This window comes from Sphaerisporangium sp. NPDC005288 (assembly GCF_040607475.1).
Lineage (GTDB): Bacteria > Actinomycetota > Actinomycetes > Streptosporangiales > Streptosporangiaceae > Sphaerisporangium > Sphaerisporangium rhizosphaerae.
The window spans coordinates 63,797-76,673 of the sequence record NZ_JBEXGT010000038.1; the positions used below are offsets into that span (position 1 = coordinate 63,797).

At 68.7% G+C, this 12,877-nt stretch carries 11 protein-coding genes and 1 pseudogene; 2 read left to right on the forward strand and 10 right to left on the reverse strand.

The window, feature by feature from the left end:
• Window positions 1-81 precede the first annotated feature (81 nt).
• Window positions 82-1,548 carry an endo-1,4-beta-xylanase gene (locus tag ABZU32_RS30060; RefSeq protein ID WP_354927294.1) on the forward strand — a complete coding sequence of 489 codons (1,467 nt, stop codon included), beginning with the start codon at window positions 82-84 and terminating at the stop codon, window positions 1,546-1,548.
• A 286-nt stretch (window positions 1,549-1,834) separates the two neighbouring features.
• Here ABZU32_RS30060 and ABZU32_RS30065 read toward each other — a convergent pair whose 3' ends face one another.
• Together ABZU32_RS30065 and ABZU32_RS30070 are read right to left on the reverse strand one after the other, a co-directional pair.
• The gene (locus tag ABZU32_RS30065) at window positions 1,835-2,146 is read right to left on the reverse strand and encodes a hypothetical protein (RefSeq protein WP_354927296.1); all 312 of its coding nucleotides are present in this window, start codon (window positions 2,144-2,146) and stop codon (window positions 1,835-1,837) included.
• A complete protein-coding gene (locus ABZU32_RS30070; protein ID WP_354927298.1) occupies window positions 2,143-2,958 on the reverse strand; it encodes a phytanoyl-CoA dioxygenase family protein in 816 nt (271 codons plus the stop codon). Before ABZU32_RS30070 ends, ABZU32_RS30065 begins: the two co-directional genes overlap by 4 nt.
• 180 nt (window positions 2,959-3,138) lie before the next feature.
• On the opposite strand from ABZU32_RS30070, the gene ABZU32_RS30075 reads away from it, so the two are divergent.
• The gene (locus ABZU32_RS30075) at window positions 3,139-3,864 is read left to right on the forward strand and encodes a helix-turn-helix transcriptional regulator (protein ID WP_354927300.1); all 726 of its coding nucleotides are present in this window, start codon (window positions 3,139-3,141) and stop codon (window positions 3,862-3,864) included.
• Window positions 3,865-3,919: 55 nt separating this feature from the next.
• On the opposite strand, the gene ABZU32_RS30080 is transcribed toward ABZU32_RS30075, so the two are convergent.
• The 8 genes and pseudogenes from ABZU32_RS30080 to ABZU32_RS30115 form a co-directional block, all read right to left on the reverse strand.
• Window positions 3,920-4,963, reverse strand: coding sequence for a LacI family DNA-binding transcriptional regulator (locus tag ABZU32_RS30080; protein WP_354852437.1), 1,044 nt, complete (start codon window positions 4,961-4,963; stop codon window positions 3,920-3,922).
• Between the two features lie 389 nt (window positions 4,964-5,352).
• Window positions 5,353-5,835 (reverse strand): hypothetical protein, encoded by a 483-nt coding sequence (locus ABZU32_RS30085; RefSeq protein WP_354927302.1) that lies wholly within the window; start codon window positions 5,833-5,835, stop codon window positions 5,353-5,355.
• Window positions 5,732-5,968: pseudogene (locus ABZU32_RS30090) on the reverse strand (family 43 glycosylhydrolase); the annotation flags it as partial. The pseudogene ABZU32_RS30090 and the gene ABZU32_RS30085, both read right to left, overlap by 104 nt.
• A 56-nt stretch (window positions 5,969-6,024) precedes the next feature.
• Entirely contained in the window at window positions 6,025-8,034 is a 2,010-nt protein-coding gene (locus ABZU32_RS30095) for a beta-galactosidase (protein WP_354927304.1), read from the reverse strand.
• 116 nt (window positions 8,035-8,150) lie between these two features.
• Window positions 8,151-8,858 (reverse strand): LacI family DNA-binding transcriptional regulator, encoded by a 708-nt coding sequence (locus tag ABZU32_RS30100; RefSeq protein WP_354927306.1) that lies wholly within the window; start codon window positions 8,856-8,858, stop codon window positions 8,151-8,153.
• An 8-nt stretch (window positions 8,859-8,866) separates the two neighbouring features.
• Window positions 8,867-9,829, reverse strand: coding sequence for a carbohydrate ABC transporter permease (locus ABZU32_RS30105; protein WP_354927308.1), 963 nt, complete (start codon window positions 9,827-9,829; stop codon window positions 8,867-8,869).
• Complete coding sequence (locus tag ABZU32_RS30110) at window positions 9,826-10,725, reverse strand: ABC transporter permease subunit (RefSeq protein ID WP_354927310.1); 900 nt, start codon at window positions 10,723-10,725, stop codon at window positions 9,826-9,828. The genes ABZU32_RS30105 and ABZU32_RS30110 overlap by 4 nt, the downstream gene beginning before the upstream one ends.
• Before the next feature lie 32 nt (window positions 10,726-10,757).
• Window positions 10,758-12,365 (reverse strand): hypothetical protein, encoded by a 1,608-nt coding sequence (locus ABZU32_RS30115; RefSeq protein ID WP_354927312.1) that lies wholly within the window; start codon window positions 12,363-12,365, stop codon window positions 10,758-10,760.
• Between the last annotated feature and the right edge of the window lie 512 nt (window positions 12,366-12,877).

Below are 12,877 nucleotides of genomic sequence, written 5' to 3' on the forward strand. Positions count from 1 at the left end.
TCGGGGCCGCCCCGGCGAAGGCTTCTGGAACGAGTCGGTCGCCGGAGGTTCGGCGGTTCGAGAATGGAAAGGCCTGACATCTTGAGCAGATTCTCTTTTCGCCGGCCCGGCTCTCGCCGCCTGGCCGGCGCGTCGGTCGTCGCCGCGACCGCCGTCGTGATGATCGGCGCGGTCGTGCCGGCCGAGGCGGCGACGACATTGAAGGCGGCGGCCGAAGCGAAGGGCCGGTACTTCGGCACCGCGCTGACGCGAGGAGACCTCGGCATCAGCAGCGAGATCGCTCTCGCGGCGGCGCAGTTCGACATGGTCACGCCGGGCAACGAGATGAAGTGGGACGCCACCGAACCCTCCCGCGGCTCGTTCAACTTCGGCGCCGGCGACCAGATCGTGTCCTTCGCCCAGTCGCACAGCATGCGGGTGCGCGGGCACACGCTGGTGTGGCATAACCAGCTCCCCTCCTGGGTGACCGCCCTGCAGACGAACCAGGTGCAGGGCGCGATGGAGAATCACATCACCAACGTGGCCACCCACTACAAGGGCAAGGTCTACTCCTGGGACGTGGTCAACGAACCGTTCAACGAGGACGGCACCCTGCGCCAGGACGTCTTCTACAAGGCCATGGGCACCGGCTACATCGCCGACGCGCTGCGCACCGCGCACGCGGCCGACCCCAACGCCAAGCTGTACATCAACGACTACAACATCGAGGGCATCAACGCGAAGAGCAACGGTCTGTACTCGCTCGCGCAGTCGCTTCTGGCCCAGGGCGTCCCGTTGAACGGCATCGGGTTCGAGAGCCACTTCATCGAGGGCCAGGTCCCCACGTCCCTGCTGGCGAACATGCAGCGCTTCGCCGGCCTGGGCCTCGACGTCGCCGTCACCGAGCTCGACGACCGCATCCAGATGCCGGCCGACAACTCCGAACTGCAGCAACAGGGCACCGACTACGGCACGGTCGTGAACGCCTGCCTGGCGGTCCCCCGCTGCGTGGGCGTCTCCCAGTGGGGCGTGGACGACGGCCACACCTGGATTCCCGGCACGTTCCCCGGCTATGGCGCACCCATGATGTGGGACGCCAGCTACCAGCCCAAACCCGCCTATAACGCCGCCCTCAACGCCCTCAACAGCGCCCCGACCCCCACCCCCACCCCCACGCCGACCCCCACTCCCACCCCGACGCCCACGCCCACGCCGACTCCTACTCCCACCCCGACGCCCACGCCCACGCCGACTCCTACTCCCACGCCGGTTCCGGGGGCGTGTTCGGCGACGGTCGAGACCACCAACAGCTGGCCGGGCGGGTTCCAGTCCACGGTGACCGTCCGTGCGGGCGGTTCGCCGGTCAACGGCTGGACCGTGAAGTGGACCTGGCCCGGCGGACAGACCATCAGCAGCCTGTGGAACGGCACCCAGACCGTATCGGGCTCCACCGTGACGGTCCGCAACACCTCCTACAACGGCACCATCGCGGCGGGATCCTCCACCACCTTCGGCTTCACCGCCAACGGCACGGCCGCCACCCCCACCGCTACGTGCACCAGCCCCTGACCCCGATCGGCGACATCACTCATCGGCGTCGGAAGCACCCCGCGCCATGCGGATCAGGAACCACCGAACCACCTGACGATCACCATGACGGGTGCCGCGTCCGAAGGGCGCGGCAGCCGATCGCTCGCCGGGCGAGGACCGCCGATCACCTCGGCACCCGGCCCCGCCCACGAGCCGGGACACCTCGGCTCTGGGACGGACGGGCCGTAACTCTCAAGCCGTTTCCGTCGACCGGCGCGAGGCGGACCGACCCGCTCCGGCGGCGGAAAGCGCGCGGCGGGGCCGGTCAGACCGGAAGCGGGTGGACGTCGACGATCCGTTCGAAGAAGAACTCGTGCTTGAGGAAGGAGACATCGTATTCGTGGCCTGGGTAGGGCGGGATCAGCTGGGCGGCCTGGATGAGCCGCCAGCCGTCCAGCAGAGCCGCGATCCCCGACTCGTACGGCGGCTCGTCGCTGTCGCCTGTGGTGGGAGAGGTACGGCCGGTGCCGTCGTACCGCGCCCAGCCGACGACATGGGAGTCCAGGGCGGAGTTGGCCAGATACAGCACCAGCACCTGCTGCCGGAGCACCGGGGTGTGAGTCGGCGTGTCCGTCATGCCGTGACCTCTTCCGGGCGGTTGGAGACCCTGGTCACCCAGTGGTCGATGTCAAAACGGTCGTCGCCGGTCAGCGCCCGCCAGAGCAGGACGCGGTTGTACCGCTCCAGCCGGCCCGTCGCCGGCTCGTACCAGGGGAACGTCGCGTCCAGTTCCGCGACCACCCGCGGATCGTCCAGGTCCGAGGTGTCCCACAGGCGCCGCTGACGCACCGTCGGGTTGAAGCGGATCTTGAGCATGTAGCGGGCGATGCCGCTGGAGTTGCGCCGGCCGCCGTGCCACAGCCCGTGGTGCAGAAACACCACCGTGCCGGCGGGGCAGACCAGCCGGTCCTGGCCGCGCAGGTTCTGATAGCGGCCAGTGTCGGATTCGTTGATCCGGCGCAGGTGACTGCCGGGCACGCTGAGGGTTCCGCCCATCTCCAGCGTCACCGCCTGCGGGTAGTACATGAGCTGCACGTCGAAGGCGTCCGGCCGGACGTCGATGATGGCGTCGCCGTGCAGCGGCTGCGCGTCCCCGCCGCCGGGTTCGCGGACGTGCACGAAGTGGTGGTCCACCGTCGGCTCAGGGCCCACCAGGCTGCGCAGCGCCCCCGCGACCTGCGGAATCCTCAGCAGTCGGCGGACGAACGAACCTTCCGCGTAAGCCTCGGACAGGGGTGTGCCGAAGGGCACCTGCGGCACGCCGTCCGCCAGCACCGCCAGCCCCTCGGCGTTCATCTCCGCCGGCACCACCGCGTCCAGGCGCAGTGACCCGCGCGCCACGAAGCGCGCCATCTCGACCGAGCTGAGCAGGGCTTGCCTGTTCCTCATGGCCGCCACTCTAGGCGCGAACCACGGCCCATCAGGTGGGCCCCGTTCACCCTCAAGTGGTTGATTCTCACCATCTGCGGCCCGTGGTACAACATGCCGGTGCACTCCGTCCTCGCGCATCTCGACGAGCCCCCCGCTCTCGCCGCCGTCGGCATCGGTGTACACGGCCCGGCGGGCCACGTGGACGTGTTCTCGCTGCCGAACCTGTGGCAGTTGCACCTTTACAGCTATGAAGCGGACCTGACGCTGAACGGCACCGCACACCTGATCCGCCCCGGCCGGGTCAGCCTCATTCCGCCCGGCACGCAGGTGCGTTATCACTACCGGGGGCGCTCCGAGCACCTCTACGTGCATCTGTGCCTGAAGCCGGCCGGCTCGCCGGCCCGCATTCCGGTGATCCAGGACGCGGGTGCCGAGCTTGCCGCTCTCACGGCGCAGCTTCGTCAGGCGTTGGCCGCCTGGCCGCACACTCCGGCACGAGCGGCCGCCGAAGTGTGGGCCGCCCTGTGGCGGGTCGCCCATCTGGCCCCGCCGAAGGCCCGGAGCACGCAGACGGTTCACCCCGCGGTCGCGACGGCGCTGTCGCTGATAGAGACCCGGATGGCGGAGCCGCTGACGGTTGCGGAGATCGCGAAGGCCGCGGGCATCTCGCACAACCACCTGACCCGGCTGTTCCGCGCCACCACGGGGGAGACCGTGGTCGGATACCTCCGTGCCCGCCGCATGGAACGGGCACGCCACTTCCTGCGTGCCACGACTCTGTCCATCCCCGCGGTCGCGCTCTCCGTCGGCATCTCCGACCTGCAGGCGTTCAACAAGGCGTGCCGCCGCGAACTCGGGGCCGGTCCGCGCAGCATCCGCGCCGCCCAGCCTGTCATCGGCGGTACCCCGATCAACCCTGGCTAGACCAACTTGGCCATCTCGCGGCAGGCCGTGCCGCGCCGAGCTCCCGCTCGGCGGCTCAGTCCTTCGGCGGCGCCGTGCTCTCGCGGATCGTAAGGGTGGTCGCGATCTCCAGGCCGACCTGCTGAGTCGGCTCCCCGCGGCCAAGAGCCAGGGCCAGCTCCGTGGCCGCGGCCGCCATCTCGCTGAGGGGCTGGTGGACCGTGGTCAGCGGAGGGTCCACCCATCCCACGACCGGGAGATCGTCGAAGCCCACCACGCTCAGGTCCCCGGGGATGGACAGTCCCAGCTCGCGAGCCGCCTGGTAGACGCCGAGCGCCTGCAGGTCGTTCGCGGCGAAGATCGCGGTCGGCCGGTCGGGCCTGGAAAGGAGCTCACGCGCCGCCGCACCCCCATGTTCGCGCGTGAGAAGGGTGCGGACCAAGAGCCCGGGATCGGCGGGGACGTCGGCCGTGGCCAGTGCGGAGAGATAGCCGGCCGTTCGGGCCCGGCAGAACGTATGATCCGGGCCGCTGATCATCGCGATGCGGCGATGTCCCAGTTCGAGCAGATGGCGGGTGGCCGCCTGGCCGCCTCGCCAGTTGGTGGTGCCCACGAAGGGCACATCGTCCGGCAGTTCGTCGATCGGATCGAAGACGACGAACGGGATCCCTTTCGTCTTCAGCTTCTCGCGTTCGGACGGCGACAACTGCGCCACCGACAGGACGCAGCGAGGGCGGCGGCCGACCGTGTCGTCGATGGACATCGCGGGCGTGTCATGGAGGCCGAGCTTCGAGATCATGACTCCGACGCGATTCTTGCGGGCCACCTGCTCGACGCCGCGGATGATCTCCACGGCCCACATGTTCTCCAGCTCGCGGAACACGAGCTCCACGACGTTGCCCCGGCTGCCCGAGGGTCTGCGGTAGCCGTACCGGTTGATCAGTTCCTCGACACGGGCACGGGTCTGCCCCGAGACTCCCGACCGTCCATTCAGGACTTTGGACACTGTGGGGATCGAGACACCCGCGGACTCGGCGATGTAGGCGATGGTGACCGAACCGGGGGCCTCGCCTCGTTCGTCCTGCTCGTCCGCCGGCTCGCCCGTTCGGTTGTCCGTCACGTTAACCCTTCCTCATCCACGGTGGGCCGCGAGAACCGTACCGTCGGCGACGTGCCCAGATGGACGACGGGCCCAGAAAGACGAGGGGCGGCAGGCTCACAGCCAGCACCTCAAGGGAACTATAGAGCAAGCCTGGAAAAGTTTCTTGCCTGATCCCAGGCCCGCGCCCGTCCTCCGGCGCCGGCCCGAGTCGCCCGCGAGCACCGACGCGGACAGGGGAAGCTGCGTGTTCGGTGGAACGGCACGGCCGCTCGGCGCCGGTACGACACGGCTTCCCGCAACGGATGTTCGATAGTACGGTTTCGCGAGAAACTTTCACCCGGGTTTCTGAGGAGCATGGCCCCGCTACTTCGGCTGACCGACGCCTGACCGGCCGGTGAAGGCGTTGTTCACGCCCTGCCCTCGTAGGCGAAGTCCGGCCCGGAGCGGGCGTCCTTGGGCGGCAGGTCGTCCGCGTGAACGCCCAGTGCCAGCGGCCCGGCGGGCACCGCCCGCTCGGCCGCCACGGTGCGCAGCGAGCCGATGCGGGCGATGACGCGCACCCGCCCGTCGGCCGCCTCGATCTCGTAGTGGTGTCGCTCGTCGAGCCGGACGGTGAGGCCGCCGCTCCCCCGCGTGGGGTCGATCAGCGTGCGCGCGCGCCATCTCAGGTGCTGGACGCGGCGGCCGAGGAAGGCCACGTCGGCGTCGTCCAGGGATGCGCCTCGTGCACGGAGGGTCAGCCAGCCGGGCCGTTCCTTTGTGGTGCAGGAGTCCGCCGACCGGCTTCGTGGGCGCGTAGACCCCGCCCGAGGAAGACGTGCCGGCGGGCAGGCGCAGCTGGCCGGGCCGCTCCAGCGCGTTGCCGATCTGCGTCCAGTGCACCAGGTCACGGCTGTGGAAGATGGGCACGCCGGGGAAGTACTCGAAACTGGAGCAGGCGAGGTAGTAGTCGTCGCCGACGCGGCAGACGCTGGGATCGGGATGGAATCCGGCGATGACCGGATTGGGGGTATGGTCTGACACCCCGTGGGTCCTTTCATCGGAGGCGAAGCGACACTGCCGACAGAGCGGTGACAGGGTCACGGTGAGCTACCGGTCCCATCCGGCTCTTGCCTCAGCACGGCACAGCCGCCCGGTGGCAGTTCGTCCACCGGCCCGTCCGTCAGCAGGTCGTGGCCGGGCCAGGGCAGGGCTACGGCCTGAGCCGTGTGGTTGATCAGGAACCGCCAGCGGCGGCCGTCGGCGGCGTGGCGGGTGACGGCTTCGACGCCGCACGGCAGGCCGGGCGTCTCAGGGGCGACGCCGGCCTCGCCAAGCAGCCGGGTGATCAGTTCGGCGTAGCCGGTGTCGTCGAGGCGGGTGGAAAGATACCAACCCTGGCCGCCGCCGAAGCGGTGCCGGGTGAGGGCGGGCGCGCCGGCGAGCATGCCGTGGGTGTAGGCCGCGATCAGCTCGGCGCCTTCGGCGCGCAGCGCCTCGCTCCACACGCTCGCGCGGGCGCCGTCGGACAGGACGATCTGCTCGTCCCGCCGCAGTGGCCGGTACTCCTCGACACGGATGCCCAGCGCCTCGCGCAGCGGCGGCGCGGGGTAGCCGCCGAGGCGGGCGTGCGGGCGCTCGTCGACGGCACCGCTGAAGTGCTGGACGAGCAGCGTCCCGCCGCCCTGGACGTAGCGGCGCAGGTTCGCGGCGCCCGCGTCGGAGAGCAGGTACAGGGCGGGGGCGATGACCAGCCGGTAGCGGCCCAGATCGTGTGCGGGGTGGGCGAGGTCGGCGGTGACGCCGTTCTCCCACAGAGCCTGATGCGCGCGGCGCAGTGCGCCATGGTAGTCGAGATCCGGCGAGGGCAGGCCGTCGCCGTCCATGGCCCACCAGGCGTCGGCGTCGTGGAGGACGGCCGCCTGAGCGGTGACGGTCGAGCCCGCGAGCTCGCCCAGGCGGGCGACCGCTTCGCCGAGGGCCCGGACCTCACGGAAGATCCGGCTGTCGGCTCCCGCGTGCGGGACCATCGCCGAATGCCACTGCTCGGCTCCCGCGCGGGACTGGCGCCACTGGAAGAACAGGGCGCCCTCCGAGCCGCGGGCGATGTGGCCGAGGGTGTGCCGCAGCATGTCCCCCGGCTCCTTGGTCAGGACCCGGTCGGTGTCGTACACGGTGCTGGTGCCCTGTTCCATCAGCAGCCACGGGCGGCCTCCCGCCAGGGACCGGGCCCTGTCGGCGCCGAAGGCGGTGTCGGCGGCGGCTCCCATGCCGGGCGCGCTGGGGTAATGGTCGATGGCGACCAGATCGACCTCGCGACCGAAGGCCCACAGATCCAGGTTCTGATACGCGGGGAGCATCAGATTGGTGGTCACCGGCCGGTCGCTGTGCGCGCGGATGGCGTCACGCTGCTCCCTGTAGGCGGCCACGACCTCGTCGGACCAGAAGCGGTGGTAGTCCAGGCACTGGCCGGGATTGCGATGCCACTGGGTGGCCCGCGGCGGCAGCACCTGCTCCCAGGAGGTGTAGTGCTGGCTCCAGAACGCCGTCCCCCACGCCTCGTTGAGGGCTTCGAGCGAGCCGTGCCGGGCGCGCAGCCATCTGCGGAAGGCGGCGGCGGCGTGGTCGCACCAGCAGAACGTGGCGTACTCGTTGTGCACGTGCCACAGGACGACCGCCGGGTGGTCACCGAAACGCTGCGCGAGCGCGGCGGCGATGCGGCGGGAGGCCTGCCGATAGGCCGGAGCGGCCAGGCAGTAGGTGTCACGACTGCCGTGGGTGAGGCGGGCGCCGTCCGGTCCCACCGGCAGGGCGTCGGGGTGGGCCAAGGTGAACCAGGGCGGCGGGGAAGCCGTGGGCGTGGCCAGGTCGACGGCGACTCCGTTGGCATGCAGGCGCTGGATGTGGGCGTCGAGCCAGGCGAAATCGTAGTGTCCCTCCTCCGGCTCCAGTAGCGCCCACGAGAAGACCCCCACCGTGGCCAGGTTGACTCTGGCCACGCGCATCAGATCGTCGTCCTGCTTCCAGACGGGCTCATCCCACTGTTCGGGGTTGTAGTCGCCACCGAAGGCGAGGCCGCCGAGCCGGGCGGTCAGCCTGTCTGCGGTCATGCCTGCTCCTGGAGGGTGCGAAGCCGCGCGCCGTCGCGCGGGAAGAGCGGGACGCGCTCGGCAGGCGTGTGCACCGGCCTGGGAAAACGGGGATGCGGGGGCATGCGGAGGTGCTCCTAAGAGGGATCGCTGAGACGGACGGGACCGGTGCTCTCGCGGACGGTCAGGGTGGGGGCGAGCAGCACGAGTTCGTCGTCCGGTCGCCGGTCGCGCCCGGAGGCGAAGATGCGTGAAATGACCTGTTCGACGGCGATGCGGCCGAGCTCTTTCGCGGCACCGGTGACCGCCGTGAGGGCCGGCGCATACTGATCGGCCAGTCGCTCGGGGCACAGAGCGATCACCGACGCCTTGTCGGGAACGATTCGCCCGCGGGTCCGCAGCAGGTGGAGCAGCGGCCCGAGCGCTCGTTCGTTCTGCACCACGAAACCGGTGGTGCCGGGCCGGTCGGACAGGATGTGGCCGAGCGCGCCCGCGGTGCTCTCGTAGGTCCCCTCGCAGGAACGGCGGATCCCGTCAGGACCCTCGTCGTTGGTGATCAGCAAGACGTCGTAGCCGTGCTTGCGGGCCGTCATGGTGACGTAGGTGGCTATCTCCATCATCACCGGCACATACACGTCGGTGCGCAATGGCACCACCAGCGCAATGATGTGCGAGCGTTTACTGGCCAGCGCCCGGGCGCCGGCGTGGGGGTGATATCCGAGCTCGGCCACGAAATGCTCGACGCGGCGCCTGGTCTCGGCGGACACCGGGCGCTTGCCGCTGAGCACGTAACTGACCGTGCTCGTGGAGACGCCCGCCGCCCTGGCCACATCGCGTATGGTCACCGTACGGTTCATCCCTTGATGGCGCCCGTCAGCACACCGGTGCGGAAATGCTTCTGCATGAAGGGGTAGACGATCAGGAGTGGCACCAGGGTAAGCACCACCACCGCCATCTGCAGCGACAGAGGAGCGGTCTGCGCGTGTGCCATGCCGAAGCCGGAGTTGACCGTGCCAGGCAGGCCGACGCCACGATTGACGTAGGTCAGCAGCACGTACTGCAGCGGCCACTTCTCGCTCTCCGTCGGCATGTAGAGCATGACGTTGAAGAAGGAGTTCCAGTAGCCGACGGCGTAGAACAACGCGATCACTGCGGTCACCGCCCGCGAGGTGGGCAGCACGACGGACCGGAGAATGCGCCAGTCTCCCGCCCCGTCCATCCTGGCCGCGTCGATCAGGTCGCCGGAGGTCTCGGCGTAGAAGGAGCGGAGCACCAGGATGTTGCAGACCGAGACCGCACCCGGCAGGATCAGCGCCCACCACTGGCCGTAGCCGCCCAACCCGGTCACGACCAGGAAGGTGGGGATCAGGCCACCGCCGACGAACATCGTGACGATCAGCAGCACCAGGACGAAGCGGTGCCCGAGGGAGTGCGGCCGGGACAGGCCGTAGGCGCACAGGATGGACACGACCATGGACAGCGCCGTGCCGATCACGGTGATGCCGAGGCTCACCACCAGTGCGGTGCGCACGGTGGGGTCGGTCAGCATCTCCCGGTAGGCCTGAAGGCTCAGGCCGTCCGGCCAGACCACCAAGCCGCCGGCCCGGTTGATGGCGCCGGGTGTGGACAGGCTGGTCACCACGATGATCCACAGGGGGCCCAGCGCGAGCGCCAGGACACCACCGAGGGTGACGCCCTTGGCGGATTGACCGGTGATGGTCGGGGGTTCCTGCCAGGGCGGGCGTGAGGTCCTCCGTGCCCGGGGAGTCGCCGCTGCGGCGGTCCTGCCTCTTTCGATGGTGAACACCTTGGTCATTTCCGGTACAACCCGTCCTCGCCGAAGAAATGCGCCAGCTTGTTGGCGCCCCAGATGAGCAGGAGGGAGATCACGCTTTTGAAGAGACCGGCCGCCGCGCCGAAGCTGTAGTTGCCCGTGGAGATGCCGTAGTAGAAGGAATAGGTGTCGAGCACCTCCGCGGCCTCATGGCCGACCGCCGCGCGCTGGATGAGGAACTGTTCGAAGCCGACCGAGAGCGCTCCACCGAGCCGGAGCACCAGCATCAGCACGATCCCTCCACGCAGGCCGGGCAAGGTGATGTGCCACATCCGCCGGAAGGGCCCGGCGCCGTCCACGGCCGACGCCTCGTAGAGGCCGGGGTCGATGGCGGCCAGCGCGGCCAGGAAGACGATGATCCCCCAGCCGGCCTCCTTCCACACGCCCTGGAAGGTGACCAGCAGCGCGAAGGTGTCCGCGTTGGTCATCACGTCCCAGGTCTGCAGGTCGTGCGAGCGCAGGAACTGGTTGAGCGCGCCGGCGCCGCCCAGCATCTGCTGGAAGACCGTGATGACCAGCACCCATGAGAAGAAGTGCGGCAGATAGACGACGGACTGGATGAAGTTGCGCACCCGCTCGCTGAGAACCGAGTTGAGCAGGATCGCCAGCACGATCGGGACGGGGAAGAACAGGACCAGAGAGACGAAGCTCAGGTACAGCGTGTTGTTCAGCGCGCCCCAGAACAGCGGGTCTGCGAAGATCGCGCGGAACTGCTCGAAGCCGGCCCAGTCGCTGCTCCAGATCCCGATCAGCGGGTCGTAGTACTGGAAGGCGGTGACGACCCCGACCATCGGGACATAGTTGAAGATCAGCAGTAGGACGACCGCGGGTATGACCATGATCAGCACGGTCCGGTCGCGCCGCAGCTTCTCCCGCAATGTCAGAGACGCTCTCAGCGGTCCGGGCGTGCTCACTGACCCGTGCCGTACTTGTTCAGCACGTTGTCGGTCATCCACTGCTTGAGCCGGTCACCGCCGCCGGCCTTCCAGGTGGCGATGGCGGCCTGCACGTCGGAGGGCTTCTTCTTGCCGTGGTAGCAGTCCTTGATGGTGTCCTCGACCGCCTGCGCGGCACCGGCCGACGCCAGTTGCTGAGGCATGCTGATGTTCATGTTCCAGAAGACCGGCTTGTACAGAGCGTTGACATTGGCGGCCTCCCAGGCGGCGTAGTCCCTGGTGATGGAGTCGACGCCGGGGTTGCTGAGCACCGAGGGCGGCGAGGCCAGGAAAGGGAAGGTCTGCGCCTGGACGAACTTCTTGCCGTCCTCGGTCGCGGTCGGCACCCCGTCCTTCATCGTGTGATGGACGCCTTCGACACCGTAGTTGACCAGCGTGTACTCAATAGAGCCGAACGGAGCGGCCAGGTAGTTGGCGACCGCCAGCAACTCCTCGATCTGCGCCGGCTTGAGGTTGATGTTGAGGTAGCTGATCATGCTCGTGGAGGCGCCCATGAACATGCGGGGCCGGCTCGTGCCGTCGGCGGCGATGTAGTCGAAGGTGCCGCGGCGGTAGTTCTTGTCGGCGGCGGTGCCCGACTGATGGTCGGTCAGGTTCCACGTGCCGAGACCGCCACCGTGCATCAGCACCTTTCCCGCATAGAAGCGGGTGGCGTCCTCCCGGCCGGCGATCGCGTCCGGGTGGAGGTAGCCGGCCTTCGCCAGCCTGTAGTGCCAGTCGAGTGCCTCGAGGAACTGCGGCAGCTCGTACTTGTGGACCAGCTTGCCGCCTTGGACGTCCCAGCCCGAGGGGATGTTCCAGGCGATGGAGAGGTAGGTCCACACATCGTCGAAGGCCCACACGCCGCGCTTGGCGTCGGTCAGCTCCTTGCCCAGGTTCATCAGGTCGTCGGCGGACTTGACCTGGTCGGCGGTGATGCCCTTCGCGTCGAAGACGTCGCGCCGGTAGAAGATGGCGCCGGGGACGGCGAAACCCGTGGAGAAGCCGGGGATGCCGTAGAGCTTGTCGCCCCACGCGCCGGCCTGCCACGCGCCGGTGGGAAGGGCGGCGAGGTTGGGATACTTCTTGATCTTGTCGCCGGCCAGGTAGGGCGTCAGGTCGGCGAGCTGGGTTCCGGCCAGTCCGCCGAGGTTGAAGTTGGAGTTCCACCAGTTCGGCAGCTGGATCCAGTCGGGTAGCCGCTTGGCGGCCGTCATCGTCGGGATGATGGTGGCGTAGTTGTTGCCGTCAGCGGGCTTCATGTTGAGCGTGACGCCCAGGGCCTTGTTGACGGCCTCGTAGAAGGAGTTCCCCGCCGGCGGCACCGTTCCCCAGAGCGGGGTGACGGCGGTGTAGACACCGCCCTTGCCCGGAACTCCGCTGACAGTGGCGATCCGGTTGGACGGGTACTTCAGAAAGCCGGGATCGGTCACGGCTCCGGCGCCCCCCGTCACTGACGGAATGTCCGGCGTGACGGCGGTGCTGGGCACATGGGTAGGAAGCGCCGCCTGCAGTCCCGTCTTGGTGTTCGTTCCGGTCTTCTGCCGGGGTGCGCCGCTGCAGGCGGCGAGCAGCGGAGCCATAGCCGCGGCACCGATGAAGGCTCTGCGATTCAACTCGAGTCGCATGGGGGGATCTACCCTTCGAGGTCGTCGAAGCGCTTCTACGTTGCCGCGAGACTAATGACATGTTTCAAGGCGACACAAGGGCAACTTTGTGCGAAAGTTTCTCTCCGCTGATCATTGACACCCAGCGGGCTCGTGACAGCGTCGACGCGCTTCGCCAACCCCCTCCCCCGAGCCTTCAGAGGTCGGACACATGAGCTCAACATCTCCACCCGCCGCTGATCTGCGGACATGTCCCGCAGAAGGTAGGACGTAAGGTCCTTGCCGAAGTCCGTCCACTGCTCGAACATGTGATCCATAGGGCGCGACCGCGACCTGGCGTGTTCTTGAAAGTTTCAGTGGGCCGGCGTGGCAATGACCGTTGACGGAGGCTGCCGGCCATTCCGGGCTCAAGAGCGACCACGACACTACAAATCAGCCCTGCAGGGCGGTGACCTACGAAACGCGACAGGTGCAGACACGGCGCCCGT

What these genes read in the sequence shown, in the direction of transcription:
- ABZU32_RS30065 (WP_354927296.1), bottom strand. Translation starts at nt 2,146, where the DNA reads ATGACGGACACGCCGACTCACACCCCGGTGCTCCGGCAGCAGGTGCTG.
- ABZU32_RS30070 (WP_354927298.1), bottom strand. Translation starts at nt 2,958, where the DNA reads ATGAGGAACAGGCAAGCCCTGCTCAGCTCGGTCGAGATGGCGCGCTTC.
- ABZU32_RS30095 (WP_354927304.1), bottom strand. Translation starts at nt 8,034, where the DNA reads ATGACCGCAGACAGGCTGACCGCCCGGCTCGGCGGCCTCGCCTTCGGT.
- ABZU32_RS30105 (WP_354927308.1), bottom strand. Translation starts at nt 9,829, where the DNA reads ATGACCAAGGTGTTCACCATCGAAAGAGGCAGGACCGCCGCAGCGGCG.
- ABZU32_RS30115 (WP_354927312.1), bottom strand. Translation starts at nt 12,365, where the DNA reads ATGGCTCCGCTGCTCGCCGCCTGCAGCGGCGCACCCCGGCAGAAGACC.